Origin of the sequence: Agrobacterium sp. OT33, from assembly GCF_017313365.1 — a bacterium.
GTDB lineage: Bacteria > Pseudomonadota > Alphaproteobacteria > Rhizobiales > Rhizobiaceae > Agrobacterium > Agrobacterium rhizogenes_A.
On sequence record NZ_JAFLMZ010000007.1, the window covers coordinates 353,509 to 378,528 of the forward strand.

The following is a 25,020-nucleotide window of genomic DNA, read 5'->3' on the forward strand; positions in this document are numbered from 1 at the left end:
CCGAATCAAGTCCGATGACAATACCGCCTTCACAAATCTGCGGAAAGGGAGGGCGCAAAAAAGATGCCGCACGCTTTGTCAAGCGCACGGCATCTAGATATTGTGTAATTTCAGTGGATATTAACTATGATATTAATATCTGTAGTGTTCAGCCTTGAACGGACCTTCCTTGGAGATGCCGATATAATCTGCCTGGAGGTCGGAAAGTTCGGTCAGCCGCACACCGAGTTTCTCGAGATGAAGGCGTGCGACCTTCTCGTCGAGGTGCTTCGGCAGCACGTAAACTTCGTTCTTGTATTCGCCCTGCTTGGTAAAGAGCTCGATCTGGCCCAGCACCTGGTTGGTGAAGGAAGCCGACATCACGAAGGACGGGTGGCCGGTGGCGTTGCCGAGGTTCAGCAGGCGGCCTTCCGACAGCAGGATGATGCGGTTGCCCTTCGGGAACTCGATCATGTCGACCTGCGGCTTGATGTTCGTCCACTTCAGGTTACGCAGCGAGGCGACCTGAATCTCGTTGTCGAAATGGCCGATATTGCCGACGATGGCCATGTCCTTCATCTCGCGCATATGCTCGATGCGGATGACGTCCTTGTTGCCAGTGGTGGTGATGAAGATATCGGCGGAAGAGACCACATCTTCCAGACGAACGACTTCGAAACCGTCCATGGCGGCCTGAAGCGCGCAGATCGGGTCGATTTCGGTGACCTTCACGCGGGCGCCGGCGCCCTGCAGCGAAGCGGCAGAACCCTTGCCCACATCGCCATAACCGCAGACAACGGCAACCTTGCCGGCCATCATCACGTCGGTTGCGCGGCGAATGCCGTCGACGAGCGATTCCTTGCAGCCGTATTTGTTGTCGAACTTCGACTTGGTGACGCTGTCATTGACGTTGATCGCCGGGAAGGGCAGCAGGCCCTTCTTGCTGAGATCGTAAAGACGGTGAACGCCGGTCGTCGTTTCTTCCGTGACACCCTTCAGTGCGTCGCGCTGCTTGGTGAACCAGCCGGGAGAAGCCTTCAGGCGCTTGTTGATCTGCGCGAAGAGGATTTCTTCTTCTTCGGAGCCGGGGTTGGACAGAACGTCCTCGCCAGCTTCGGCGCGTGCGCCGAGCAGGATATACATGGTGGCGTCGCCGCCATCGTCGAGGATCATGTTGGACAGACCGCCATCGGTCCACTGGAAGATCCTGTCGGTATATTCCCAATATTCCGTCAGGGTTTCGCCCTTGACGGCGAAGACCGGAATGCCGGCTGCCGCAATGGCCGCTGCCGCATGGTCCTGGGTCGAAAAGATGTTGCAGGAGGCCCAGCGGATGTCCGCGCCCAGTTCCTTCAGCGTCTCGATCAGAACGCCGGTCTGGATCGTCATGTGAAGAGAACCGGTGATGCGTGCGCCCTTCAGCGGCTTGCTTTCGCCAAATTCCTTGCGGCAGGACATCAGGCCCGGCATTTCGGTTTCGGCGATGTCCAGCTCCTTGCGGCCGAATGCGGCAAGGTTGATATCGGCGACGATGTAGTCCTTCTCAAGGCTCATGAAGTTCTCCAGATCAGAAACGCCACGCCTTGCGGCCCGGCTTTTAAACGTAGCAGCGGTTTAGCAGGCCACGAACGATCTGGCAATGATGATATAAAGAAGTCTTTATGTCTTTATATGGTGCTGGCTCAGGCTTCTTCACCAAAGCGGTCGGCGACCAGCGCCTCCAGTGCGGCCAGCGCCTCTGCGGCCTGGTTGCCGCTCGCCTCGACATAGACGCTGCAGCCGGGGCTGGCGGCCAGCATCATCAGGCCCATGATGGAAGTGCCGCCAACGGTCATGCCGTCCTTGGAAACCGTGATCGTCGCATCGAAGCCCTCGACCATCTGCACGAATTTCGCGGATGCCCGGGCGTGGAGACCGCGCTTGTTGATGATCGGCAATTCCCGGGAAAGAGGCGACATGGGCTGACTTCTTATTTGCCGCTCAAAACGCGGCTGGCGACGTTGATATATTTGCGGCCGGCATCGGACGCATCCTGAAGGGCCTTGTCCATGTTGTCCTCGCTGCGAACGCCGGCGAGCTTGATCAGCATGGGAAGATTGACCCCGGCGATGACTTCGACATTGCCGTTGTTCATGACGGAGATTGCGAGATTGGAGGGTGTGCCGCCGAACATGTCCGTCAGGATGATGACGCCATTGCCGTCATTGGCGCGTGCAACGGCGTCAATGATATCCTGCCGGCGCTGATCCATGTCGTCTTCGGGACCGATACAGACCGTCTCGATCAATTTCTGGGGACCGACGACATGCTCCAACGCATGGCGAAACTCCTCAGCCAGCTTGCCATGGGTGACAAGCACTAGTCCGATCATGAAATGCTCCCTTGCACACGCACTCTCATTGCCGACTATCGCAACGCGGCAATCCTGTCCATCGGTGGGATTTCATCTTGATGAGGAAAATGCGAATCGCAAGCCTAAAATCGCCCGAATCACGGTCACTTCACATTCGTTTTAAAAAGATTCTGAGCAAGTGCAGCAAATTTTCCATAAGGCGTAAGACTGGAAAGTGGAATGCGCAGGAGCGGAAGATGCCCGCCGCAGGGCAGCAAAAACACGTCGTCATCTTCGGGAAGTCTTGGATTTGCCTCTGAAAGAACTGTCGTGACGGCGAAATGTAGTGGTGCGCTCGCAACGCTGTTGAGCGAAACAATACCGCTGCCGCGCAATTCCAGCAGACCGGCAATCGCTTGCGGCCGCTCGGCAATGATGTTTTCGCCGTCGCGATACACGAAAATCTGATCGTCCGCGATCAGCGCCGCAGGCAATCCGCATCGTCCGGCCTCCGTCAGAAAGCTGAAGGCAAGCTCGCTTTTACCGCTTCCGGAAGGCCCGGTGAAGAGAATGCCGGTGTTGTCGACGACGATTGCGGTGGCGTGCAGGTTGAAGCGTTCAGCGTTCATGGGTTTCGGCCGCCGGCAGCGACAGGGTGAAACGCGCGCCTGATATCACGCCATATTTGTCGACGACATTTTCCGCCCTCAGGCTGCCGCCATGGGCTTCGGCGATCTGGCGGCTGATGGAAAGACCAAGGCCCGAATTCTGGCCGAAGCCTTCGCTTGCCGGGCGGTCGGTGTAAAACCGTTCGAAAATACGGTCGATATCTTCCGCCTGAATGCCAGGCCCGTTGTCTTCCACCTGCACGAGGCAGCGGTCCTTGTGGCGCGACAGCCGCACGGTGATGCGGCCGCTTTCTTCCGATACGAAAGAGCGGGCATTCTCGATCAGATTGGTGACAATCTGGCTGAGGCGAAGATCGTGGCCATTCACCACGAAGGAGGTTTTGCTCCCTGCCTTGCGGTCCACAGTATAATCGATCGTCACGCTCTTTTTCTTGGTGCCAATCTGGCGGGATATATCGACCAGACCCTTCATCAGCACATCAAGATCAACAGGCGAGGCATCGGCGCGCGCCAGTTCCGCATCGAGCCGCGACGCGTCCGAAATATCGCTGATCAGGCGGTCGAGGCGGCGAACATCGTGGAAGATGATCTCGGTCAGCCGCTGTTTCGACTCGTCGGTCTTGGCGCGCGGCAGGGTTTCCACGGCGCTGCGAAGCGAGGTCAGGGGGTTCTTGAGTTCGTGGCTGACATCGGCGGCGAAGCTTTCGATGGCATCGATACGGTCGTAAAGCGCCGTCGTCATCTCGCGCAAGGCAATCGAAAGATTGCCGATTTCATCCTGACGCGCCGAGAAATCCGGTATCTCCTCGCGGGTTCTCGCGCCGCGGCGCACGCGGATAGCGGCGGCGGACAGCCGCCGCAGCGGCGTGGCGATGGTCGACGACAAAAGCAGCGACAGCACGATATTGACGAGGGTGGCGATGCCGAACACGCGCATGATGGCAAGGCGTTCCGCATGCACGATCTTGTCGATATCGCCGGCCTGCGTGGAGAGCAGCAGAACACCCAGCACCGCCCGGAAGCGCTGTACCGGCACGGCGACCGAAACGATCAGTTCGCCTTTTTCGGTCACGCGCACGACCGCGCCGCGCACGCCGGTCAGCGCATTCATCACTTCCGGATAGATCGAGCCGTCGCCGCCCGGCGCTTCCTTGTATTGCGGCAGGCTGCTCGGCTGCAGCATGCGGTTGAACATGCTGGTGAACCAGTCGCCCCAGGTCTGGGTTTCCGGCGTTACCGGCGGCAGATCGAAGCGCAGAACCTGCCCGCGCGAATAAAGATGCCGCGAGTCGAGCAGCAGATTGGCATCGGCATCGAACAGCCGCGCGCGGGTGCGCGTCGGCGAAATCAGCCGCCGCAGAACCGGGGCTACCCGTTCCGGATTGATCGGAAAACTCAGGTCCTCATCATTGGGGGCAGGGGTAATGCTCTGCCCCGCCTGCAATTCGAGGAGTTTTTCCGGATTGATGGTGATCGAATTGGTGTCAACCGAAGCGGAGGCGGAAATCGCGCCGGCGATGATTTCACCCTGCGTCAGGAGGCTTTCCACCCGCGCATCGATCAGCCCTTCGCGGAACTGGTTGAGATAGAGAATACCACCGACCAGAACGACCGTCGCGGCGACATTGAAGAAAAGAATGCGGCGCGTGAGGCTGGAAAACACCGCATTGCCGAAAATGCGCCGGATGATCGTCAGCGGATGGATACGATGGCGGCGTTCGCTGCCGCGTTCTTCGGCATCGTCACTATCCGAGACGGCTTCCGGCGTTTTCTTCAACACGTATTCAAGTCCTCACCACCGCTTTTCGGGTGGTCTCTTCCTCTGACACATAGCGTGAGAAACGGGCGCCACGCTATATGTGTCAGGTCTTTGTTGTGCATGTCGCCATCCCGAAACCGCTGCACGCTTTCGGGCGACATGCGGTGCGCGCCGGTTCAGGCCGCTTCGCGGAAGCGATATCCTACGCCATAAAGCGTTTCAATCATATCGAAGTCGCCATCGACCAGTTTGAACTTCTTGCGAAGGCGCTTGATATGGCTGTCGATGGTGCGGTCGTCCACATAGACCTGTTCGTCATAGGCGGCGTCCATCAGCGCGTCGCGGCTTTTCACCACGCCCGGCCGCTGCGCCAGCGAATGCAGGATGAGGAATTCGGTGACGGTGAGCGTTACCGGTTCGCCCTTCCAGGTGCAGGTATGACGTTCCTGATCCATCGCCAGCTGTCCGCGCTCCAGCGTGCGGGCTTGCTGGTCCGCCGTCGGCTTCAGTGCGCCGCCAGCTGCTGGCGCGGCATCGCGGCTGCTGGCGCGGCGCAGGATTGCCTTGACACGCTCCACCAGCAGGCGCTGCGAGAAGGGTTTGGTGATGAAGTCGTCAGCGCCCATTTTCAAGCCGAACAATTCATCGATCTCTTCATCCTTGGAGGTGAGGAAGATCACCGGCAGATCCGATTTCTGGCGAAGGCGCCGCAAAAGCTCCATGCCGTCCATGCGTGGCATCTTAATATCGAAAATGGCGAGCTGCGGTGGACGGGCGATCAGCCCGTCAAGCGCGGAGGCGCCGTCCGTATACGTTTCGACCCGGTAGCCTTCGGCTTCGAGCGCGATCGATACCGAAGTGAGGATATTCCGGTCATCGTCGACAAGCGCGATCGTCTGCATGTAGTTGGTCTCCATCGTCATTTTCTCGTAACTCCCGACATTCACCCAGCCAAGGTTGTGCGCCGCGAGCCACTCTCTTGAGTATAAAGGTGGAACAAATTGTGGCAAAGGAAAACTCGCCCCAAAATAGCAAGGGTGCGGCGAGGGGATTTCGGAAAAACGCCGCAGCTGGATTTTAATGCGCCTTCAACCGATTTAAAAAGAAATAAAATCTTTTAAATCGATTAATATATTGAAATCACTAAGTTTTTTAAAGTTCGGCTCTTGCGTTTCCAAAAGCTGCCACGTATTTTCCGTGAAAATTTCAACGGCCTTATCGTCATTAACTAAGGAACGCGTCATGAACGAGCTTGGGGTTCATAATCCTGCCAATGGAGTTGCGGAACTCGGACTGGGCGAGGCTTCCCGCGTCTTTTATAACCTCAACGAGAGCGAATTATACGAAGAGGCAATCCGCAACGGCGAGGCCGAACTGACCATCGATGGCGCGCTTCGCGCCGTCACCGGCCAGCATACGGGCCGCTCGCCGAAGGATAAATTCGTCGTTCGCGACGCTTCCACCGAAGACAATATCTGGTGGGACAACAATAAACCGCTGTCGCCGGAAAACTTCGAACTGCTGCGCCAGGATATGCTGGCCCATGCCGCCGGCAAGACGCTTTACGTGCAGGACCTGATCGGCGGCGCTGACGAGGAAAATGCTCTGCCGACACGCGTCGTCACCGAGCTTGCCTGGCATTCCCTGTTCATCCGCAATCTGCTGATCCGCCCGGAACGGGAAAAGCTTGCGGGCTTCAGACAGAAGCTCACCATCATCAACCTGCCGAGCTTCAAGGCCGATCCCGCCCGCCATGGCGTGCGTTCGGAAACCGTCATCGCCTGCGATCTGGCCAATGGCCTCGTCCTCATCGGCGGCACCTCCTATGCCGGTGAAAACAAGAAGTCGGTCTTCACAGTGCTGAACTACCTGCTGCCGGCCAAGGGCGTGATGCCGATGCATTGCTCGGCCAATGTCGGTCCTGAGGGTGATTCCGCCGTGTTCTTCGGCCTCTCCGGCACCGGCAAGACCACGCTGTCGGCCGATCCTTCGCGCACGCTGATCGGCGATGACGAACATGGCTGGGGCGAACATGGCATCTTCAATTTCGAAGGCGGCTGCTACGCCAAGGCAATCAAGCTTTCGGCCGAAGCCGAGCCGGAAATCTACGCTGCGACCCGCCGTTTCGGCACGGTTCTCGAAAACGTCGTGCTGGATGAAAACCGCGTTCCCGACTTCAACGACAATTCGCTGACGGAAAACACCCGCAGCGCCTATCCGCTGCACTTCATTCCGAATGCATCGGAAACGGGCATTGCCGGCCATCCGAAGACGATCATCATGCTGACGGCGGATGCCTTCGGCGTGCTGCCGCCGATCGCGCGCCTCACTCCCGAACAGGCCATGTACCACTTCCTCTCCGGTTACACCGCAAAGGTCGCCGGCACGGAAAAGGGCGTGACCGAGCCGGAAGCCACCTTCTCCACCTGCTTCGGCGCACCCTTCATGCCGCGCCACCCGGCGGAATACGGCAACCTGCTGCGTGAGCTGATCGGCAAACACGGCGTCGATTGCTGGCTGGTCAACACCGGCTGGACCGGCGGCGCTTACGGCATCGGCAAGCGCATGCCCATCAAGGCGACACGTGCGCTTCTGACGGCTGCGCTCACTGGCGAGCTGAAGGATGCACGGTTCCGCACCGATGCGAATTTCGGCTTCGCGGTGCCGCTGTCGCTTGATGGCGTCGATAGTGCAATTCTCGATCCGCGTTCGACCTGGGCCGATGGCGCAGCTTATGACGCGCAGGCGAAGAAGCTGGTGTCGATGTTCGTCACGAACTTCACCAAGTTCGAAGATCACGTCGATAGCAAGGTTCGCGACGCAGCCCCGGGCCTTCTGCTCGCGGCTGAATAATAAAGCCTCATTTGTGAGGAGGAGGGGACCCGGCCTTGTGCCGGGTTTCTTTTTGCCGGTCTCTTGATTCTGGTCGCTGTTTTCATTTCGTGCGTTCTGTGGCATCACCGGCGCGGAGAAAGATCATGGCCAGCGACCCGCTTTACATCAGCAACCGTATCACCATTGCCGGCTGGGAGCTGACGGAGCAATTCGTGCTGGCCGGCGGGCCGGGCGGCCAGAACGTCAACAAGGTCTCGACGGCGGTTCAGCTGTTTTTCGACATCGCCAGTTCCCCGTCTTTGGCGGATCGGGTGAAAACCAATGCGATCCGCCTTGGTGGCAGGCGGGTCTCGAAAGATGGCGTGCTGATGATCGAGGCAAGCCGGTTTCGCAGCCAGGAGCGCAATCGCGAAGACGCGCGCGAGCGGCTGAAGGAACTGATCCTTGAAGCCGCTGCCCCGCCGCCGCCCGTGCGCAAGGCCACCAAACCCACCAAGGGATCAGTCGAGCGCCGCCTCAAGGCAAAGTCCGGCCGTTCCGATATCAAGAAAATGCGTGGCAAGCCCTCGGGCGATTAGCTCCCGGCGTGACGACGAATGTTTCGCCCTTGTCATAGAGCTTCAAATATCGTCTGGTAATCCTCCCTACAACCAAGGAGGGTGCTATGGGTCTGTTCAATTTCATCAAGGAAGCGGGAAAAAAGCTTGGTATCGGCGGCGACGATGCGCCTGATGTCGATGCGGTCAAGAAGGAGCTCGCTTCCCACGATCTCGGCACGGACAAGGTTCAGGTCGAGGTGGTGGACGACAAGGTCGTTCTGAAGGGCGAAGTGGCCGATCAGTCGGTTTTCGAAAAGGCGGTTATCGCGGTCGGCAATACGCTCGGCATTTCCAAGGTCGAGGCCGGCGAGCTGAAAGTGACTGAGGCGCCGGCGAAGGAACCCGTCTTCTACACGGTCAAGAAGGGCGACAATCTCTGGAAGATCGCGGAAGCCCAGTACGGCAAGGCCAATGGCGCGAAGAACAACATCATCTTCGAAGCCAACAAACCGATGCTGACCCACCCCGACAAGATTTATCCCGGCCAGGTTCTGCGAATTCCCGACCTCGCATAATAACGGGTTCAACCATTGGAGATGCCGCCCACGTGCGGCATCTTCACAGCTTGCGAAGCGCCACCGTGTCGATCAGGTGGTTTTTGCCCTTGCGCAGAATAAGATCGGCGCGCGGGCGCGTCGGAACGATGTTCTGGCGCAGATTCTTCAGGTTGATGTTCTGCCAGAGACCTTCGGCAATGCTGAGCGCCGCTTCCTCACTGATTGACGCATAACGGTTGAAGAATGAATTCGGGTCGCGGAAGGCGGTTTTTCTGAGATTCATGAACCGGTTCACATACCAGTTGTGAATGAAGTCCTCATCGGCATCGATATAGATCGAGAAATCGAAGAAGTCGGAAACGATCGGCACAATCCGCCCGCCTGCCGGCAGGTCACGTGATTGCAGCACGTTGATGCCTTCGAAGATCAGGATGTCCGGCCGGTCGATGACCGTGAATTCGTTCGGCAGGACGTCATAGGTCAGGTGCGAATAACGCGGTGCCTTGACATTCGGCTGGCCTGCCTTGATCGCCGACAGAAAACGCAGCAGCGCGCCGATATCGTAACTTTCCGGAAAACCCTTGCGCTCCATCAGGTTTTCACGCCGCAGAACCTCGTTCGGGTAGAGAAATCCGTCTGTGGTGATGAGATCGACCTTCGGGCTGGAAGGCCAGCGGGCCAGAAGTTCCTTCAGGATACGAGTCGTCGTTGATTTTCCAACCGCGACTGAACCGGCAATACCGATGACGAATGGCGTCTTGTTGACATCCGCCATGTTGAGGAAGCGGTTGCGCTGTTCGAACAGCAGCTGCGACGCCTCCACATGGGAAGACAGGAGGCGTGACAGCGACAGATAGATGCGCCGCACTTCGTTCAGATCGATCGGGTCGTCCAGCGAGCGCAGCCGCTTGACCTCGTCGGCGGAAAGCGTGAGTGGCGTATCGGCGCGAAACTTCGACCATTCTTCCGAGCTGAAGAAGTGGTAGGGCGAATATTCATCCGGACGGAAATGATCGAGTGTGCCTGGCATGCCTCTCTCCCCGCTGCCTGCCGTGACATTCATGATGTTGGCCTCGCCGCCTTTTCCGCAAGGCCGGTCTGGCCCGTCCGGCGCTCCAGTTCGGCAAAAACGTCGCTCAAGGGAATGTCGGCGATCTTCAGTACCACCAGCAGATGGTAAAGCAGGTCGGCGGCCTCGTTCTTCAGCCCGTCACGGTCTTTCGCGATGGCCGCGATGACGGCCTCCACTGCCTCTTCACCGAGTTTTTTGGCCGCGCGTTCCTGGCCGGCAGCAACCAGCTTGGCCGTCCAGGATTCGTCAGCAGATGCAGCCGCGCGGGTCGCGACGATGCGTTCCAGATCGGAAAGGGAAAATGCGCTCATGAGAAGTTCCTGCAATCAGTCGAGACGCATGGCGATGCCATGCTCGGCCATGTAGCTCTTGGCTTGCCCGATCGAATAGGTGCCGAAGTGGAAGATGGAAGCGGCAAGCACCGCAGTTGCGTGGCCATCGCGCACGCCCGCCACCAGATCGTCCAGCGTGCCGACGCCGCCCGAGGCGATGACGGGGACGCGAACCTGATCGGCAATGCTGCGTGTCAGGCCGATATCGTAGCCGCTTTTGGTGCCGTCGCGATCCATCGAGGTGACGAGCAATTCGCCGGCGCCGCGTTCGACCATCTTGATGGCGAATTCCACGGCGTCGATCCCCGTCGGCTGGCGCCCGCCATGGGTGAAGATTTCCCAGCGGCCGGCTTCTCCGTCCTTCGAAACGCGCTTGGCGTCTATGGAAACGACAATGCACTGGTTGCCGAACTTGTCGGCCGCCTGCGCCACGAAATCCGGATCCTTGACGGCTGCGGAATTGATCGAGACCTTGTCCGCACCGCAAAGAAGCAGCTTGCGAATATCCGCGACGCTGCGAACCCCGCCACCGACGGTCAACGGCATGAAGCAATAATCGGCCGTGCGCGAAACCACATCGAAGATCGTGTCGCGATTATCCGAAGAGGCGGTGATGTCGAGGAAGCAGAGTTCGTCCGCTCCCGCCGCATCATAGGCTTTCGCTGCCTCGACCGGGTCGCCGGCGTCGATCAGGTCGACGAAGTTCACGCCCTTGACGACACGGCCGTCCTTCACATCGAGGCAGGGAATAACGCGGGCTTTGAGGGTCATACGCGTACCTCCTTTGCAGCCTTGATAAGGGCAAGCGCCTCGGCGGGATCGATGCGGCCGTCATAAAGCGCACGGCCTGAAATCGCACCCTCGAGCTTTGCGGCATCCGGCTGCAACATGCGCTTGATGTCATCGATGGAGGCGAGACCGCCGGAAGCGATGACCGGAATGGAGACGGCATCCGCCAGTTCCAGCGTCGAAGCCCAGTTGATGCCGGCCAGAATGCCGTCGCGATCGATATCGGTATAGATGATGGCGGCGACGCCGGCGCCTTCAAAACGTCTGGCGAGTTCGATGACGCCGAGTTCGGACGCTTCCGCCCAGCCTTCCACGGCAACCTTGCCGCCCTTGGCGTCGATGCCGACAGCGACCTGACCGGGGAAACGCTTGCAGGCTTCGATGACCAGAACCGGGTCGCGCACCGCGACCGTGCCGAGAATGACGCGGGCAAGCCCACGGCTCAGCCACGCTTCGATATGATCGAGCGTGCGGATGCCGCCGCCAAGCTGCACCGGGTTTTTCGTGGCTTTCAGAATGGCGTCGACCGCCTCGCCATTCACGGTCTGGCCGGCGAAGGCGCCGTTGAGATCAACGACATGCAGCCATTCGAAGCCCTGATCCTCGAAGGCCTTGGCCTGTGCGCCGGGGTCCTCGTTGTAAACGGTGGCCTGGTCCATATCGCCAAGTTTCAGGCGAACGCACTGGCCGTCTTTAAGGTCGATTGCGGGAAAAAGAATCATGTCAGGGCTTCCAGCGCAGGAAATTGGAAATCAGGGCAAGGCCGAGCGTCTGGCTCTTTTCCGGGTGGAATTGCGCACCCGCCATATTGTCGCGGCCGACGAAAGCCGTCATCGCGCCACCGTAATTGGTGGTGGCGATGACATCCGTCGAATGCTTGGCGGCCAGATGATAGGAATGCACGAAATAGGCGTGCAACCCGTCCGCGCCGGTGTTGATGCCGTCAAACAGCGGGTGGGCGTGGCGGATTTCCAGCGTGTTCCAGCCGATCTGCGGAATCTTCAGGCTCGGATCGGACGGCGTCATTTCCACGACATCGCCTTCGATCCAGCCGAGCCCGGTGCTGACCGTCTTTTCCAGCCCGCGCGAGGACATCAGCTGCATGCCGACGCAGATGCCGAGGAAGGGATGGGCTTTTTTCTCCACGGCTTCGATGAGTGCGTCATGCATTCCGGGAACGGCATCGAGGCCGGCACGGCAATCCGCATAGGCGCCGACGCCCGGCAGCACGATGCGGTCCGCCGTAGCGACATGATCCGGCTTGTCGGTCAGGTCGATGGTTGCGTCGATGCCGGCTTCGCGGGCGGCACGTTCGAAAGCTTTGGTGGCCGAACGCAGGTTGCCCGAACCGTAGTCGATGATCGCGACACGCATGTCAGCGCCTTCCATTCAAGTCGAAAAGAAACGATCCGGCGGGATCGTTGACGAAGTTTTTGTCACCGCTCTTTTGCGGTGAGGGGGTCCAGACCGGCTGGGACAGCTGTTCCGCCGCGCCGGCATTTTCGGAGAGGCTGGAGAAATATATGTCTTCCGCGCTCGAAAGATCAGAGGCGGAAACGACTGAAGTCAGCGTCCAGCCTTTGCGCATCAGGTGCCGGACGAGAAAATCGCGTCCCTCCAGCGCCGTGATGAGACCGATGGCAAAACCGCAGAGAATGCCGACCGGTTCGAATCCGGCTAATATCGAGACCTGCCCGGCCAGAAGGAGCGCTATGACAACGATAGCCGTTGCCAGCCACAGCCGGTTGATGGCAAGCCAAAGCCAGGGCGCAATGAGAGCCAGCCAGACGAAACGGTCTGCGATGAAGCGGGTCGTCTTGTGGTCCCTGTCCGGCCCGTTGGGGGCTTCCAGAACGAGATAGCTTGTCATGGGCTTCCTGACAGCTTTGGCGTCAGGCCAGCATGCCCTTCGTGGAGGGAACGCGGCCTGCCTGCCGGGGGTCGATCTCGGTTGCCGTGCGAAGAACGCGGGCAACGGCCTTGAAGCATGTTTCGGCGATATGATGGTTATTGGCGCCGTAATGGTTCAGGATATGCAGCGTAATGCCGGCATTCTGGGCCAGCGCCTGAAAGAACTCGCGCACCAGCTCCGTGTCGAAAGTGCCGATCTTCGGCGCGGAAAAATTGACGTTCCACACAAGGAAGGGCCGGCCGGAAATATCGACGGCAGCCTTGGTCATCGTCTCGTCCATGGCAAGATCGAGCGAGGCATAACGGGTAATGCCGCGCCGGTCGCCCAGCGCCCTGGCAATCGCCTGGCCGATGGCGATGCCGGTATCTTCCACGGTGTGATGGTCATCGATATGCAGGTCACCCTTGACCTCGATTTCCATGTCGATCAGCGAATGGCGGCTGAGCTGGTCCAGCATATGGTCGAAAAATCCCACGCCTGTGGAAATCTGCGATTTGCCGGTGCCGTCGATATCCACACGCACCGAAACCGCGGTTTCGTTGGTCTTGCGGATAATCTCGCCTTTACGTTCTGCCATTTTGGCCGCTCCGTGAAAATGTTGCCGTTCCTTATCAGCACGGGACACAAATATCCAGTTGTTCCATCGTCTTGCCCGACATGCCGAAAACGGTGTGTCGCCGGCAAGATTGCAATCGCGAAAAGCAAACTTACATAGAACCCGAGAAGGGCCGCATCCCGGCCCGTTAACCGCAGGCCCGGCAGGGCAGACAGGTGTTTGATGACAACAATTATTACAGTCAGGAAGGGCGGCAAGGTCGTCATGGCTGGCGATGGTCAGGTAAGCCTCGGCCAGACGGTCATGAAGGGCAATGCCCGCAAGGTTCGCCGCATCGGCAAGGGCGAAGTGATTGCCGGTTTTGCCGGTGCGACGGCGGATGCCTTCACGCTGCTCGACCGTCTTGAAAAGAAACTCGAGCAATATCCCGGCCAGCTCATGCGCGCCGCCGTGGAACTTGCGAAGGACTGGCGCACGGACAAGTATCTGCGCAATCTCGAAGCCATGATGCTGGTGGCCGACAAATCCACCACGCTCGCCATTACGGGCAATGGTGACGTGCTGGAGCCGGAGCATGGCGCGATTGCCATCGGTTCCGGCGGCAACTACGCCTTTGCCGCTGCCCGCGCCATGATGGATACGGACAAATCGGCCGAAGAGGTGGCGCGCCAGTCTCTCGATATCGCCGCTGATATCTGCGTTTATACCAACCACAATCTCGTCGTCGAAACCCTCGACGCCGAATAAGCATATTATATTTCTCACCAATGGGTCCTGCGGGCCGGGCCGGAATGGCCGGCCGGAACAGGAAAGCCGAGAGGATAGAATGACCACTTTTTCTCCCCGGGAAATCGTCTCGGAACTCGACCGCTTCATCATCGGCCAGCATGAGGCCAAGCGTGCGGTTGCGATTGCGTTGCGTAACCGCTGGCGCCGCCAGCAGCTCGATGAGAGCCTGCGCGATGAAGTCATGCCGAAAAACATTCTGATGATCGGGCCGACCGGTGTCGGCAAGACCGAGATTTCCCGCCGGCTTGCCAAGCTGGCCGGTGCGCCCTTCATCAAGGTCGAGGCGACCAAGTTCACCGAAGTCGGTTATGTCGGCCGTGACGTCGAGCAGATCATCCGCGATCTGGTTGAAATCGGCATCGGCCTCGTGCGCGAAAAGAAGCGTGCCGAAGTACAGGCCAAGGCGCATCAGAGCGCTGAGGAACGGGTGCTCGATGCGCTGGTTGGCGCAACCGCATCGCCCGGTACGCGTGAAAGCTTCCGCAAGAAGCTGCGCGATGGTGAGCTGGACGACAAGGAAATCGATATCGAAGTGGCCGATAGCGGCTCGGGCATGCCCGGTTTCGAAATCCCCGGCATGCCGGGTGCCAATATCGGCGTGCTCAATCTGTCGGAAATGTTCGGCAAGGCGATGGGCGGACGCACCAAGAAGGTGCGCACGACGGTATCGAAATCCTATGCCGATCTCATCCGCGATGAGTCCGACAAGTTGCTCGACAATGACATGATCCAGCGCGAGGCGGTGAAGTCGGTCGAAAATGACGGCATCGTTTTCCTCGACGAAATCGACAAGATCGCCGCCCGCGATGGCGGCATGGGTGCCGGCGTTTCGCGCGAAGGCGTGCAGCGCGATTTGCTGCCGCTGGTCGAAGGCACGACGGTTTCGACGAAATACGGCCCTGTCAAAACCGACCATGTCCTCTTCATCGCATCGGGCGCTTTCCATGTGGCGAAGCCTTCGGACCTCCTGCCCGAACTTCAGGGCCGCTTGCCGATCCGCGTTGAGCTGAAGCCGCTGACCAAGGAAGATTTCCGCCGTATCCTGACGGAGACGGAAGCAAGCCTCATCCGCCAGTACAAGGCGCTGATGGCGACGGAAGAACTCGACCTCGATTTCACCGATGATGCAATCGACGCGCTGGCCGATGTGGCGGTTCATCTCAATTCGTCGGTCGAGAATATCGGTGCCCGCCGCCTGCAGACCGTGATGGAGCGTGTTCTCGACGAGATTTCCTTCAACGCGCCTGATCGCGGTGGTTCCGCCGTCAAGATCGATCAGGACTATGTCCGCAAACATGTCGGCGATCTCGCCGCCGATACGGACTTGTCCCGCTATATTCTCTGAAGACTTCAGGGATTCGAGAAAGAAGAGTGCGGCCATATTTGCCGCACTCTTTTATTTTATCTGCCTCATCTCGCATTCAGCCCGCATTTTGTTTATGGGAAGGGCTGCATTCCGGTTGGAACCGCTTTAGTGGAATGGTCCGGTTTTTCCCTGCGTTTTGCCCGGGAAGCCGCCGGCCTGAGAAAAGGCAGTCGCTCGTGCGCAAAACTCTTCTGGCATTTGCCGTGGCTATGGCGGTTTCCGCCGTTTCGTCTTCTTTTGCGGAGGCAGCAACGGTCGTTCCGCCGGGTAATCGCAATGCCGAACAGCCCGGTGTTCCCGGCGCTTCCACCCGCAGAACCAAGGCGTCCAACAGCTCCTTCGAACGCAAGTACCAGAAGGTGATCGACCTCTTGTCCTCCGACAAGGCGCTGATCGCCAAGATCAAGTCGACGGCCGGGCGGTACGGTATCGATCCGATCCATATGGTAGGCGCCATCGTCGGTGAGCATACCTATAATGTCGACGCCTATGACCGGTTGCAGTCCTATTACGTCAAGGCCGCCTCCTATGCCGGCAGCAGCTTCCGTTTCGGTTACAAGGACGAAACCATTGCGCAGTTTCTGAGCCATTCGCAATTCGGCAAATGCCAGTCCAAGCGGGACTCCTACAGCCTGTGGAACTGTCGGGAAGACGTCTGGGACGGCAGCTTCCGTGGCAAGACGGTGGACGGCGTCGCTTACCCGAACAATCGTTTTAGCGCCGTGTTTTTCCAGCCCTTCTATGCCGGGCAGACCTTCGGTCTCGGCCAGATCAATCCGCTGACGGCGCTGATGCTGTCCGATATGGTGTCGAAAACATCGGGTTATGACAGGCTGGACGAGAATGACGCCACCGCTGTCTATACCGCCATCATGGACCCGGATCGCTCGCTGGCCTTCATGGCCGCCTCCATCCGCAAGTCGATCGACGATTACAGATCGATTGCCGACATGGATATTTCGAAAAATCCGGGCGTGACCTCCACGCTTTATAATGTCGGCGGTTCGCAGCAGCGGGCCGCCACTCTCGCCCAGAAGAACCGCCAGCGCGCCGCAGGCGGGGAACAGCCCCTGTTGCCGGAGGAAAATTACTACGGCTGGCTGGTGAATGACCGTATCAAGGATTTGCAGGCGCTTTTGTAGAAAAAGACGATTATCTGCTTCATTGTTTCCAAAACGGAAATAATATTTGGCTGCCTGCCGCAATTGACGAGCGCCCTCTTCAACGTCCAATCTGGACGCATAGAATAACGAGGAGGCGCATATGAGCCGCACGGATAAATTCGGTCTTTCCATCGATGACAGGCTTTATGCCTTTTTGACGGACGAGGTGCTGCCGGGCACGGGTCTGGACAGCGAGACTTTCTTCGAAGGTTTCTCGGCCATCGTCCATGAGCTTTCCCCGAAGAACCGTGAGCTGCTCGCAAAGCGCGATGGCCTGCAGGAAAAACTGGATGGCTGGTACCGGCAGAACGGTGCTCCCTCGGATGTCGAAGCTTATGAAGGTTTTCTGAAGGAGATCGGTTACCTGCTGCCGGAAGGCCCCGGCTTCAAGGTGGAAACCGGCAATGTCGACCCGGAAATTGCCGTTGTCGCAGGCCCGCAGCTCGTTGTTCCCGTCATGAATGCGCGTTATGCGCTGAACGCCGCCAATGCCCGCTGGGGTTCGCTTTACGATGCGCTTTACGGCACGGATGCCATTTCCGATGCCGACGGTGCGGAAAAGGGCAGGGGTTATAATCCGAAGCGCGGCGAAAAGGTCATCGCCTGGGCGCGCAACTTCCTCGATGAATCCGCGCCGCTCGAAACGGGAAGCTGGTCCGATGTGACGGGCTTCACGATCGTCGACGGCCTGTTGCAGCTTGCAATCGGCGATGCAACGACGGGGCTAAAGGACGTCGCGCAATTCAGGGGCTTTACCGGTGAGGCGGAAAGGCCGGCAACGATCCTGCTCGGCAGGAACGGTTTGCACACCGAGATTGTCATCGATCCGTCGACTGAAATCGGCAAGGGCGACAAGGCCGGCATTTCGGATGTCATTCTCGAATCCGCTCTCACGACCATCATGGATTGCGAGGATTCGGTCGCTGCCGTCGATGCCGAAGACAAGGTTCTGGTTTACGGTAACTGGCTTGGCCTGATGCGCGGCGATCTGACGGAAGAAGTATCCAAGGGCGGCAAAACCTTCACCCGCCGCCTCAACCCGGACCGTTATTATACCGCCCCCAATGGTTCCGTGCTCACTCTGCCCGGCCGTTCCCTGATGCTGGTGCGTAATGTCGGTCATCTCATGACCAATCCGGCGATCCTTGACAGGGATGGCCGCGAGGTGCCGGAAGGTATCATGGATGCCGTCGTCACGGCGCTGATCGCCCTTTATGATGTCGGCCCGTCCGGACGACGCCAGAATTCCCGCGCCGGTTCGATGTATGTCGTCAAGCCGAAGATGCACGGGCCGGAGGAAGTGGCCTTCGCCAACGAAATCTTCAGCCAGGTCGAGAAGCTTGTCGGCATGACGCCGAACACCATGAAGATGGGCATTATGGATGAGGAGCGCCGCACCACGGTCAACCTCAAGGAAAGCATCCGCGCCGCGAAGGATCGCGTCGTTTTCATCAATACGGGCTTCCTCGACCGTACCGGCGACGAAATCCATACCTCGATGGAAGCCGGGCCGATGATCCGCAAGGGCGACATGAAACAGGCCGCCTGGATTACGGCTTACGAGAACTGGAATGTCGATATCGGGCTCGAATGCGGCCTTTCCGGCCATGCGCAGATCGGCAAGGGCATGTGGGCCATGCCGGATCTGATGGCGGCGATGCTGGAGCAGAAGATCGCCCATCCGAAGGCCGGGGCCAACACCGCCTGGGTGCCGTCGCCGACGGCAGCGACGCTGCATGCCACACATTATCACAAGGTCGATGTTGCCACCGTGCAGGAAGGGCTGAAAAGCCGTGGCCGAGCAAAACTCTCCGATATCCTGTCGGTGCCCGTCGCGCCGCGTCCCAATTGGACGCCCGAGGAAATCCAGCGCGAACTCGACAATAATGCGCAGGGCATTCTCGGTTACGTCGTGCGCTGGGTCGATCAGGGTGTCGGCTGCTCCAAGGTGCCTGACATCAACAATGTTGGACTGATGGAAGACCGCGCCACATTGCGTATCTCCGCGCAACATATGGCAAGCTGGCTGCGGCATGGCGTGGTGACGGAAGGGCAGATTGTCGAAACCATGAAGCGCATGGCTGCCGTGGTCGACGGGCAGAATGCCGGCGACGCGGCCTATCTGCCGATGGCATCGGATTTTGACGGATCGGTCGCTTTTCAGGCGGCTGTCGAGCTGGTGCTGAAGGGCCGCGAACAGCCGAATGGCTACACCGAACCGGTCCTGCACCGCCGTCGTCTGGAACTGAAAGCGAAGCGGGCGGCCTGAAGCCACGGCTAAGCATCTCGACAAACAAAAAAGCCGCCGGGGAATTCCACGGCGGCTTTTTCCTTGTCTTGTATCGGATTTTACTGGATCACGACGACCTTGGAGCTGCGGCCCGGACGCACGCGGCTGTAAAGATCCATGACGTCCTGGTTGATCATGCGGATGCAGCCAGAAGAGGCGGCGGTGCCGATCGAAGCCCATTCGGGCGAGCCATGGATGCGGAACAGCGTATCCTGTCCCTTTTCGTTGAAGAGATACATGGCGCGCGCGCCGAGCGGGTTGGTAAGACCCGGTCCCATGCCTGCCTCGACATATTTCGCGACTTCCGGCTTGCGGTCCGCCATTTCCTTCGGCGGATGCCACATCGGCCATTCCTGCTTCCAGGCAACATAGGCCTCACCGGCCCAGGCAAAACCTGCCTTGCCAACGCCGATGCCGTAACGGACGGCGCGGTTGCCGGACAGGATATAATAAAGGAAACGATCGCGCGTATTGACGATGATCGTGCCGGGACGTTCGTTCGTCTGGAACTCAACGATCTGGCGACGGAACTTCTCGTTTACACGATTGATCGGAATGGCCGGCAGCGCATAGCCCGCATCGGTCACGGGACCGTATACGTCATTGAAAATCTGGACGGTTTCGACCTTCGCCGGAACGGGGTCGGCAACCGGCACTGACGCCGCGATCTTGCCGGATGTCGGGCGAGTTGATTGGGAGGTGGTTTCAGCGCAGCCGGCCAGAGCCAGTGCTGCCGTCAGACCAAGTGCGGTCAATGAAGTACGGATGCGCATGTCGTTCTCGCGGAAAATTCGCCAAATTGTGCGAAGGAGTAGGCTTAATTGGATAAATCGGTTATTTTCCATTCAGCCGCTCTTGGCAAGCCGTTGCGTCGCCGCGAAACGGTTGCGCATCTAAAATTGCCGGTTGATTGCCTTTTTGCAACAATAGGCCAAACGCTTCAGCAGCCTTTATCCATGACTATTCTTTCCGTTACCAACAATAATCCCTTAATAGACGGTCGCCAGTCGGATAAGGCGATGCTGGTGCGTCGCGGCGTTCAGGTCCTTTTGCACGAGATGCGTCATTCGGTGCTGCCGGAACTGCCGCTTGCGAGCGGACGAAGGGCGGATCTCATCAGCCTCTCGGTCAAGGGGGAGATCTGGATCATCGAAATCAAATCGTCGATCGAGGATTTTCGTGTTGATCGCAAATGGCCGGAATACCGATTGCATTGCGACCGGCTGTTTTTCGCCACCCATCCGGAAGTGCCGACCGATATCTTTCCGGAAGAGTGCGGATTGATCCTCTCGGATGGATATGGCGCTCATATGCTTCGCGATGCGCCGGAGCATAAATTGCCGCCGGCGACCCGCAAATCGGTGATGCTGGATTTCTCGAGAACCGCTGCAACCCGGTTGATGCTGGCCGAATGGACGACCGGGCGCAGCTTCGGAGAGTGATTACTTAGGCGCGCGCTTGGCGAGAATGCGCTGCAAGGTGCGCCGGTGCATGTTGAGACGGCGGGCGGTCTCTGAGACGTTGCGTTCGCACATTTCATAAACGCGCTGAATATGCTCCCACCGCACCCGGTCGGCTGACATAGGGTTCTCAGGGACTTCGGTCTTTTCACCCTTGCGCTGTGTCAGCGCATTAAAGACATCGTCCGCATCGGCGGGTTTGGCCAGATAATCCAGCGCTCCGAGCTTCACGGCGGTAACGGCGGTTGCGATGTTGCCATAACCGGTCAGCACGACGATCTGCGTATCGTCCCGGTTCTGCCTGATGGCTTCGATCACTTCCAGCCCGTTGCCATCGGCAAGCCGCAGATCGACCACCGCATATTTAGGCGGTGCGGCCTTGGAGCGGGCAATACCATCGCTGACCGTCTCGGCAGTGTCGACGGCAAACCCGCGCGTTTCCATTGCCCGGGCAAGCCGGCGCAGAAACGGGCCGTCATCATCGACGATCAGCAGGGATTTGTCGGGGCCGATCGGATCGATATCGTCCGCAGGTGCGCTAGTGGTTGGGGTCTGGTCTTCTGTCTTCATGTTTCCGGCCTTCCGGCAACTTCGTCGGCTTTGTTTCTTCTTCTTATCGCCGCTTCAACGTGAATGGTAAAGTCAACGGTTTCTTTTATCGTCCATAAGCGCGCGAGGCCAGATGATTGTGACCCGCGCCCCGGTTTTGCTGGAGCCGCGATTTTCGAAGGTAACGGTGGCGCCGGATCGCTCAAGCAATGTCTTGGCGATAAAAAGGCCAAGTCCCAGCCCGCCCGCCCGGGTGTCGTTGTGCCGTTCCGTCACATAGGGCTCGCCGATACGGGCAAGCACGTCATGGGCATAACCCGGCCCATCATCCTCGATGAGGACCGCGACATTCTGCGAATCATGCTCCACCGTCACCGTCACCTTCTCCCGCGCATAGTCCACGCCGTTTTCGATGAGGTTGCCCAGTCCATAGATGATGCCGGCGTTGCGGATGCCGACCGGCTCATCGGCCCGGTTGTTCTTTTCCACGAGTTCGAGGCGGATACCGAATTCCCGGTGTGGCGCCATCACCTCCTCGATCAGCGAAGACAGCGGCAGGCGGCGCATATGTTCCTCATTATCGGCGGAAAGCGATGTGAGACGGCGCAGAATATCGCGGCACCTTTCACTCTGGCTGCGCAGCAGCGCTATGTCTTCGCCATATTTTTCATCATTTCCGAGCTCGCGTTCCATTTCCTTGGCGACAACGCTGATGGTCGCAAGCGGCGTGCCGAGCTCATGCGCTGCGGCGGCTGCAAGCCCATCCAGCTGCGAGAGGTGTTTTTCCCGCTCCAGCACCAGTTCGGTTGCCGCCAGCGCGTCCGCCAGCTGATTGGCTTCATGCGAAACGCGATAGGCGTAAAAGGCCGCAAAGGATGTGGTGGCGATGATCGCGACCCAGGTACCGACATGCAGCAGAAGCTGGATCGGCAAAACCTCGCCGGGATACCAGGGAACCGGAAACGGCGAAAAGGCGATCGCAGTCGAGCAGATGACGGCGAAGGCAAGAAGAATAAGCGAATGCCGCAGCGGCTGCGATGCAAACGCGATGATGACCTGCACGCAGATCAGCGGCGCGAAAGGATTGGAAAGGCCGCCGGTAATATAGATCAGCGCCGTCAATTGCAGCAGGTCGAAGGCCAGCAGCAATGTCGCTTCCCAGGGTTCCAGGCGATAGGTGGAGGGAAAGCGGGCGGTGAGAAACAGATTGGCAAGCGCCAGCGCCGCGATCAGAAGACCGCAGGCCAGAAGCGGCAGGGGAAAGTTCAGCCCGAAAGCAACGAACAGGATCGTTGCCGTCTGTCCGGCAACCGCCAGCCATCGCAGCCAGACAATGGTCTGCAGCCTTATTCTGCGGCTGGCGCGGCCAAGCCTTGTGGTTTCGATCGGATGGCCAGCCACCTTCGTCTCCTTTACCCTATTCATTGTCGTCACGTTCCGCGCGGTTTCGCACGGCTGGTCGGCAGGGCCGATGCCGGATCCTCCGGCCATGGATGGCGCGGATAACGCCCGCGCATATCCGCCCGCACGTCCTTCCATGATCCCGCCCAGAAGCCGGGAAGATCGCGTGTGGTCTGTATCGGCCTGTGCGCCGGCGACGTCAATTCCAGCAGCAGCGGCAGGCGTCCCTGCGCGATGGCGGGGTGGGCCCTCAGCCCAAATAGCTCCTGCACCCGGATGGAGAGCGTCGGTTCGCTGGCATCGTAGCGAATGGGATGCCGCTGGCCCGTCGGCGCTTCGAAATGCGTCGGTGCCAGCCGGCCGAGGTCACGCGCCACCTCATGCGGCACCAGAGACAGAATTCCTTCGGAAAGACTGCCGGGCCGGATGTCCTGCAGGCTGCGCGCGCCGTGCTGGAAAGGAACGAACCAATCATCGAGCCGCGATAACAACGCCTCGTCGCTGACATCCGGCCATGGTTCACCGATGCTGGCGTTGAGAAAGCCGATCCTGTCGCGCAGCTGCAAGGTTTCTTTCGAGAAGGGAAGAATGCCGATGCCGAATTCCCGAACGCCATTGGCGAGCGCCTGTGCGGCCTGTTCGCCATCAGGACGGGGAAGTGGGGTTTCGTCGAGAATGATGGCACCAAGGCGTGTCGCCCGACGTGCGCGCGCCTGGCCGCTTGCCTTGTCGAAAAGCAACTGGTCCTGCTGAACGATAAGGTGCGGCATCCGCTCTTCTATATCGGCCCTGTCGACGCCTGCCGCCGCAAGGATGCGCGGCTGCGCCGCCCGTCCGGTAATATCGGCCACGACAAGCATTTTGCTCGCCGCAAGCCGCTCGGTCTCGGCAAGCTCCGCGCCCCGCCCGTTGGCCATCACATAACGGCCGCGGCCGCCGCGCTGAAGCGCGATCCTGTCCGGATAGGCGTGCAGCAGAAGCGGACCGGCCTCACTCGGCGCTTCGTCTGCCGCCGTTTTATCGCCGATCGCGTCGAACAGCCTTGATGCCAGCTTGCGCGCCGCCTGCGCCCTTTCGCTCCTGTCGGAAAGAAAGCGCCGCAGGCGTTCATCGAGATCGATGTCGTTTCCGCCCAGCCCCTGTTCCGTCAGCAGGACGGCCAGCATCGCTGCCTTCTTTCCCGCGCCTTCACCCGCAGCTGCGATCACCATGGCCGCCAGCCGTGGTGGTAGCGACAGGCCGCGCATCAGATGGCCGCGTTGTGTCAGCGCCCCGCTTTTGTCGAGAGCCCCGAGATTTTTAAGCAGCGCAACCGATTCCCTGAGTGCGGCTTCGGGAGGCCTATCCAGAAATGCAAGAGACGAGGGGTCGTGAACACCCCAATGGGCGAGATCGAGGGCGAGGCCGGCCAGATCACTCGCCAGAATCTGCGGTGGCGTAAAGGCGTTGAGTGCCGCGGTCTGCCCCTGATGCCATAAGCGAATAGCGACGCCGGGCTCCGTTCGCCCGGCGCGGCCGGCCCGCTGGTCGGCGGACGCCCGTGATACGCGCACGGTTTCAAGCCTCGTGATTCCCGTTGCTGGCTCAAAAACCGGCAATCGCTGCAAACCGCTGTCGATCACGACCCGCACACCGTCGATGGTAATGGAAGTTTCCGCTATGGATGTAGCAAGGACGATCTTGCGCCGCCCGGCTGGTGCCGGCTTGATCGCCGCATCCTGTTCCTTCTGGGAAAGATTGCCGTATAGCGGAATGATATCCGTATCGTCGGGGAAACGTCCCTCCAGCCGCGCGGCTGTTCGGGTGATTTCCGCCTGCCCCGGCAGGAAGGCCAGAATGGAGCCCGTTTCAGATGCATGGGCTTCCGTAATCGCCCTGGTGATCTTTTCGTCGATCGGGACGCCCTGCCATCGCTCTTCGTATCTGATGTCGATCGGAAATGTCCGGCCGAGGCTCTGAATCACCGGCGCATCATTCATCAGTGCGCTGATGCGCTCCACATCCAGGGTGGCGGACATGACGAGAATGCGCAGGTCATCGCGCAAACCGGCCTGCACGTCGAGCGCAAGCGCCAGACCGAAATCACCGTCGAGCGAGCGCTCATGAAATTCGTCGAAAATCACCGTGGAAATGCCGGCAAGTTCGGGATCGTCCAGAACCATTCGGGCAAAGACGCCTTCTGTCACCACCTCTATCCGGGTTTTTGAAGAGACGCGATTGTCGAGCCGCATGCGGTAGCCGACGGTTTCGCCTGTGCTCTCGTGCAGCAGATCGGCCATGCGTCCGGCCGCTGCCCGTGCGGCAAGCCGGCGTGGTTCAAGAAGAATGATCTTGCCGTCGCCCCGCCACACCTGCCCGAGAAGGTGAAGCGGAACCAGTGTCGTCTTGCCTGCCCCCGGCGGCGCCGAAAGAACCGCGCGCTTTGCCCCGGCCAATGCCCCGGCGATATCCGTCAGAACGGCGCTGACGGGAAGCTCGGGTAAGTCGGTCTTTATAGGGGCTGGTGTTCTGGTCATGCAAAGAGGCCTGCGGCATGGGTTGGTCTATGAGTGTCTTCCTACCGTTCTAAAGCACCGCCCTGCCGTTTGACAGCCGGCTGGAAGGGTTTCACAAAAGCTCATCCGGAAAGTTACGATCGCCTGAAAGCTGTTTCCCGTGAGGTCTGGGACAGGGAGATGCGTATATCGCGGCGAAGCCCGTGACGATTCCGT

At 59.3% G+C, this 25,020-nt stretch carries 25 protein-coding genes; 8 read left to right on the plus strand and 17 right to left on the minus strand.

The window, feature by feature from the left end:
* Positions 1-132 precede the first annotated feature (132 nt).
* The 6 genes from ahcY to chvI all read right to left on the minus strand — a co-directional run bounded on the left by ahcY (position 133) and on the right by chvI (position 5,601).
* Positions 133-1,533: an adenosylhomocysteinase gene (gene ahcY / locus JZX88_RS18480; RefSeq protein WP_065114457.1), complete on the minus strand. Its 1,401-nt coding sequence runs from the start codon at positions 1,531-1,533 to the stop codon at positions 133-135.
* 128 nt (positions 1,534-1,661) lie between these two features.
* The gene (locus JZX88_RS18485; protein ID WP_065114458.1) at positions 1,662-1,937 is read right to left on the minus strand and encodes an HPr family phosphocarrier protein; all 276 of its coding nucleotides are present in this window, start codon (positions 1,935-1,937) and stop codon (positions 1,662-1,664) included.
* A gap of 11 nt (positions 1,938-1,948) precedes the next feature.
* A complete protein-coding gene (locus tag JZX88_RS18490; protein ID WP_003505374.1) occupies positions 1,949-2,350 on the minus strand; it encodes a PTS sugar transporter subunit IIA in 402 nt (133 codons plus the stop codon).
* 125 nt (positions 2,351-2,475) lie between these two features.
* Entirely contained in the window at positions 2,476-2,940 is a 465-nt protein-coding gene (locus tag JZX88_RS18495) for an HPr kinase/phosphorylase (protein ID WP_174033154.1), read from the minus strand.
* Complete coding sequence (chvG, locus tag JZX88_RS18500; protein WP_142858395.1) at positions 2,930-4,720, minus strand: two-component system sensor histidine kinase ChvG; 1,791 nt, start codon at positions 4,718-4,720, stop codon at positions 2,930-2,932. The genes JZX88_RS18495 and chvG overlap by 11 nt, the downstream gene beginning before the upstream one ends.
* Before the next feature lie 155 nt (positions 4,721-4,875).
* Complete coding sequence (chvI, locus tag JZX88_RS18505) at positions 4,876-5,601, minus strand: two-component system response regulator ChvI (protein WP_081284512.1); 726 nt, start codon at positions 5,599-5,601, stop codon at positions 4,876-4,878.
* Positions 5,602-5,941: 340 nt separating this feature from the next.
* Here chvI and JZX88_RS18510 point away from each other — a divergent pair, with 340 nt between their 5' ends.
* From JZX88_RS18510 to lysM, 3 genes are all read left to right on the plus strand, one after another.
* Positions 5,942-7,552 carry a phosphoenolpyruvate carboxykinase gene (locus JZX88_RS18510; protein ID WP_206914375.1) on the plus strand — a complete coding sequence of 537 codons (1,611 nt, stop codon included), beginning with the start codon at positions 5,942-5,944 and terminating at the stop codon, positions 7,550-7,552.
* Positions 7,553-7,677: 125 nt separating this feature from the next.
* Positions 7,678-8,112 carry an alternative ribosome rescue aminoacyl-tRNA hydrolase ArfB gene (gene arfB, locus JZX88_RS18515; RefSeq protein WP_142858400.1) on the plus strand — a complete coding sequence of 145 codons (435 nt, stop codon included), beginning with the start codon at positions 7,678-7,680 and terminating at the stop codon, positions 8,110-8,112.
* An 86-nt stretch (positions 8,113-8,198) separates the two neighbouring features.
* On the plus strand, positions 8,199-8,648 hold the full coding sequence (lysM, locus tag JZX88_RS18520) for a peptidoglycan-binding protein LysM (protein ID WP_046799734.1): 450 nt from the start codon (positions 8,199-8,201) through the stop codon (positions 8,646-8,648).
* A gap of 43 nt (positions 8,649-8,691) precedes the next feature.
* Here the strand turns inward: lysM and coaA are convergent, their stop codons facing one another.
* From coaA to hisB, 7 genes are read right to left on the minus strand one after another with little or no spacing between them, the layout of a single operon-like run.
* Positions 8,692-9,693, minus strand: a complete 1,002-nt coding sequence (gene coaA, locus JZX88_RS18525; RefSeq protein ID WP_206914376.1) for a type I pantothenate kinase — start codon at positions 9,691-9,693, stop codon at positions 8,692-8,694.
* Positions 9,690-10,013: a phosphoribosyl-ATP diphosphatase gene (locus JZX88_RS18530; RefSeq protein WP_110756827.1), complete on the minus strand. Its 324-nt coding sequence runs from the start codon at positions 10,011-10,013 to the stop codon at positions 9,690-9,692. Before JZX88_RS18530 ends, coaA begins: the two co-directional genes overlap by 4 nt.
* A gap of 15 nt (positions 10,014-10,028) precedes the next feature.
* Entirely contained in the window at positions 10,029-10,805 is a 777-nt protein-coding gene (gene hisF, locus JZX88_RS18535) for an imidazole glycerol phosphate synthase subunit HisF (RefSeq protein WP_206914377.1), read from the minus strand.
* Complete coding sequence (gene hisA, locus JZX88_RS18540) at positions 10,802-11,545, minus strand: 1-(5-phosphoribosyl)-5-[(5-phosphoribosylamino)methylideneamino]imidazole-4-carboxamide isomerase (RefSeq protein WP_206914378.1); 744 nt, start codon at positions 11,543-11,545, stop codon at positions 10,802-10,804. Before hisA ends, hisF begins: the two co-directional genes overlap by 4 nt.
* Before the next feature lies 1 nt (position 11,546).
* Complete coding sequence (gene hisH / locus JZX88_RS18545) at positions 11,547-12,197, minus strand: imidazole glycerol phosphate synthase subunit HisH (protein WP_206914379.1); 651 nt, start codon at positions 12,195-12,197, stop codon at positions 11,547-11,549.
* 1 nt (position 12,198) lies between these two features.
* Complete coding sequence (locus tag JZX88_RS18550) at positions 12,199-12,693, minus strand: DUF2628 domain-containing protein (protein WP_206914380.1); 495 nt, start codon at positions 12,691-12,693, stop codon at positions 12,199-12,201.
* A gap of 22 nt (positions 12,694-12,715) precedes the next feature.
* A complete protein-coding gene (hisB, locus tag JZX88_RS18555; RefSeq protein WP_110756509.1) occupies positions 12,716-13,312 on the minus strand; it encodes an imidazoleglycerol-phosphate dehydratase HisB in 597 nt (198 codons plus the stop codon).
* A gap of 201 nt (positions 13,313-13,513) precedes the next feature.
* Between hisB and hslV the strand changes: the two genes are divergently transcribed.
* From hslV to JZX88_RS18575, 4 genes are all read left to right on the plus strand, one after another.
* Positions 13,514-14,038 (plus strand): ATP-dependent protease subunit HslV, encoded by a 525-nt coding sequence (gene hslV / locus JZX88_RS18560; RefSeq protein ID WP_003521197.1) that lies wholly within the window; start codon positions 13,514-13,516, stop codon positions 14,036-14,038.
* 79 nt (positions 14,039-14,117) lie between these two features.
* The gene (gene hslU, locus JZX88_RS18565; RefSeq protein WP_142858408.1) at positions 14,118-15,425 is read left to right on the plus strand and encodes an ATP-dependent protease ATPase subunit HslU; all 1,308 of its coding nucleotides are present in this window, start codon (positions 14,118-14,120) and stop codon (positions 15,423-15,425) included.
* Between the two features lie 197 nt (positions 15,426-15,622).
* The gene (locus tag JZX88_RS18570) at positions 15,623-16,588 is read left to right on the plus strand and encodes a DUF1402 family protein (protein WP_206914381.1); all 966 of its coding nucleotides are present in this window, start codon (positions 15,623-15,625) and stop codon (positions 16,586-16,588) included.
* 121 nt (positions 16,589-16,709) lie between these two features.
* A complete protein-coding gene (locus JZX88_RS18575; protein ID WP_206914382.1) occupies positions 16,710-18,878 on the plus strand; it encodes a malate synthase G in 2,169 nt (722 codons plus the stop codon).
* Positions 18,879-18,958: 80 nt separating this feature from the next.
* Here the strand turns inward: JZX88_RS18575 and JZX88_RS18580 are convergent, their stop codons facing one another.
* Positions 18,959-19,672, minus strand: a complete 714-nt coding sequence (locus JZX88_RS18580; RefSeq protein WP_174030784.1) for a L,D-transpeptidase — start codon at positions 19,670-19,672, stop codon at positions 18,959-18,961.
* Between the two features lie 183 nt (positions 19,673-19,855).
* On the opposite strand from JZX88_RS18580, the gene JZX88_RS18585 reads away from it, so the two are divergent.
* Positions 19,856-20,341: an MmcB family DNA repair protein gene (locus JZX88_RS18585; RefSeq protein ID WP_004444350.1), complete on the plus strand. Its 486-nt coding sequence runs from the start codon at positions 19,856-19,858 to the stop codon at positions 20,339-20,341.
* Here JZX88_RS18585 and JZX88_RS18590 read toward each other — a convergent pair whose 3' ends face one another.
* The 3 genes from JZX88_RS18590 to hrpB form a co-directional block, all read right to left on the minus strand.
* A complete protein-coding gene (locus JZX88_RS18590) occupies positions 20,342-20,929 on the minus strand; it encodes an ActR/PrrA/RegA family redox response regulator transcription factor (RefSeq protein ID WP_065114473.1) in 588 nt (195 codons plus the stop codon).
* Between the two features lie 72 nt (positions 20,930-21,001).
* Positions 21,002-22,309 carry a two-component system sensor histidine kinase ActS gene (gene actS, locus JZX88_RS18595; protein ID WP_081284513.1) on the minus strand — a complete coding sequence of 436 codons (1,308 nt, stop codon included), beginning with the start codon at positions 22,307-22,309 and terminating at the stop codon, positions 21,002-21,004.
* Positions 22,310-22,338: 29 nt separating this feature from the next.
* Positions 22,339-24,825 carry an ATP-dependent helicase HrpB gene (gene hrpB, locus JZX88_RS18600; protein ID WP_206914383.1) on the minus strand — a complete coding sequence of 829 codons (2,487 nt, stop codon included), beginning with the start codon at positions 24,823-24,825 and terminating at the stop codon, positions 22,339-22,341.
* Between the last annotated feature and the right edge of the window lie 195 nt (positions 24,826-25,020).

What these genes read in the sequence shown, in the direction of transcription:
- hisH (WP_206914379.1), bottom strand. Translation starts at nt 12,197, where the DNA reads ATGCGTGTCGCGATCATCGACTACGGTTCGGGCAACCTGCGTTCGGCC.
- chvI (WP_081284512.1), bottom strand. Translation starts at nt 5,601, where the DNA reads ATGCAGACGATCGCGCTTGTCGACGATGACCGGAATATCCTCACTTCG.
- hslV (WP_003521197.1), top strand. Translation starts at nt 13,514, where the DNA reads ATGACAACAATTATTACAGTCAGGAAGGGCGGCAAGGTCGTCATGGCT.
- ahcY (WP_065114457.1), bottom strand. Translation starts at nt 1,533, where the DNA reads ATGAGCCTTGAGAAGGACTACATCGTCGCCGATATCAACCTTGCCGCA.
- lysM (WP_046799734.1), top strand. Translation starts at nt 8,199, where the DNA reads ATGGGTCTGTTCAATTTCATCAAGGAAGCGGGAAAAAAGCTTGGTATC.
- JZX88_RS18585 (WP_004444350.1), top strand. Translation starts at nt 19,856, where the DNA reads ATGACTATTCTTTCCGTTACCAACAATAATCCCTTAATAGACGGTCGC.
- JZX88_RS18485 (WP_065114458.1), bottom strand. Translation starts at nt 1,937, where the DNA reads ATGTCGCCTCTTTCCCGGGAATTGCCGATCATCAACAAGCGCGGTCTC.
- hisA (WP_206914378.1), bottom strand. Translation starts at nt 11,545, where the DNA reads ATGATTCTTTTTCCCGCAATCGACCTTAAAGACGGCCAGTGCGTTCGC.
- JZX88_RS18575 (WP_206914382.1), top strand. Translation starts at nt 16,710, where the DNA reads ATGAGCCGCACGGATAAATTCGGTCTTTCCATCGATGACAGGCTTTAT.
- JZX88_RS18580 (WP_174030784.1), bottom strand. Translation starts at nt 19,672, where the DNA reads ATGCGCATCCGTACTTCATTGACCGCACTTGGTCTGACGGCAGCACTG.
- JZX88_RS18495 (WP_174033154.1), bottom strand. Translation starts at nt 2,940, where the DNA reads ATGAACGCTGAACGCTTCAACCTGCACGCCACCGCAATCGTCGTCGAC.
- hisB (WP_110756509.1), bottom strand. Translation starts at nt 13,312, where the DNA reads ATGGCAGAACGTAAAGGCGAGATTATCCGCAAGACCAACGAAACCGCG.
- JZX88_RS18590 (WP_065114473.1), bottom strand. Translation starts at nt 20,929, where the DNA reads ATGAAGACAGAAGACCAGACCCCAACCACTAGCGCACCTGCGGACGAT.
- hisF (WP_206914377.1), bottom strand. Translation starts at nt 10,805, where the DNA reads ATGACCCTCAAAGCCCGCGTTATTCCCTGCCTCGATGTGAAGGACGGC.
- arfB (WP_142858400.1), top strand. Translation starts at nt 7,678, where the DNA reads ATGGCCAGCGACCCGCTTTACATCAGCAACCGTATCACCATTGCCGGC.
- coaA (WP_206914376.1), bottom strand. Translation starts at nt 9,693, where the DNA reads ATGAATGTCACGGCAGGCAGCGGGGAGAGAGGCATGCCAGGCACACTC.
- JZX88_RS18550 (WP_206914380.1), bottom strand. Translation starts at nt 12,693, where the DNA reads ATGACAAGCTATCTCGTTCTGGAAGCCCCCAACGGGCCGGACAGGGAC.
- JZX88_RS18530 (WP_110756827.1), bottom strand. Translation starts at nt 10,013, where the DNA reads ATGAGCGCATTTTCCCTTTCCGATCTGGAACGCATCGTCGCGACCCGC.
- hrpB (WP_206914383.1), bottom strand. Translation starts at nt 24,825, where the DNA reads ATGACCAGAACACCAGCCCCTATAAAGACCGACTTACCCGAGCTTCCC.
- hslU (WP_142858408.1), top strand. Translation starts at nt 14,118, where the DNA reads ATGACCACTTTTTCTCCCCGGGAAATCGTCTCGGAACTCGACCGCTTC.
- JZX88_RS18510 (WP_206914375.1), top strand. Translation starts at nt 5,942, where the DNA reads ATGAACGAGCTTGGGGTTCATAATCCTGCCAATGGAGTTGCGGAACTC.
- JZX88_RS18490 (WP_003505374.1), bottom strand. Translation starts at nt 2,350, where the DNA reads ATGATCGGACTAGTGCTTGTCACCCATGGCAAGCTGGCTGAGGAGTTT.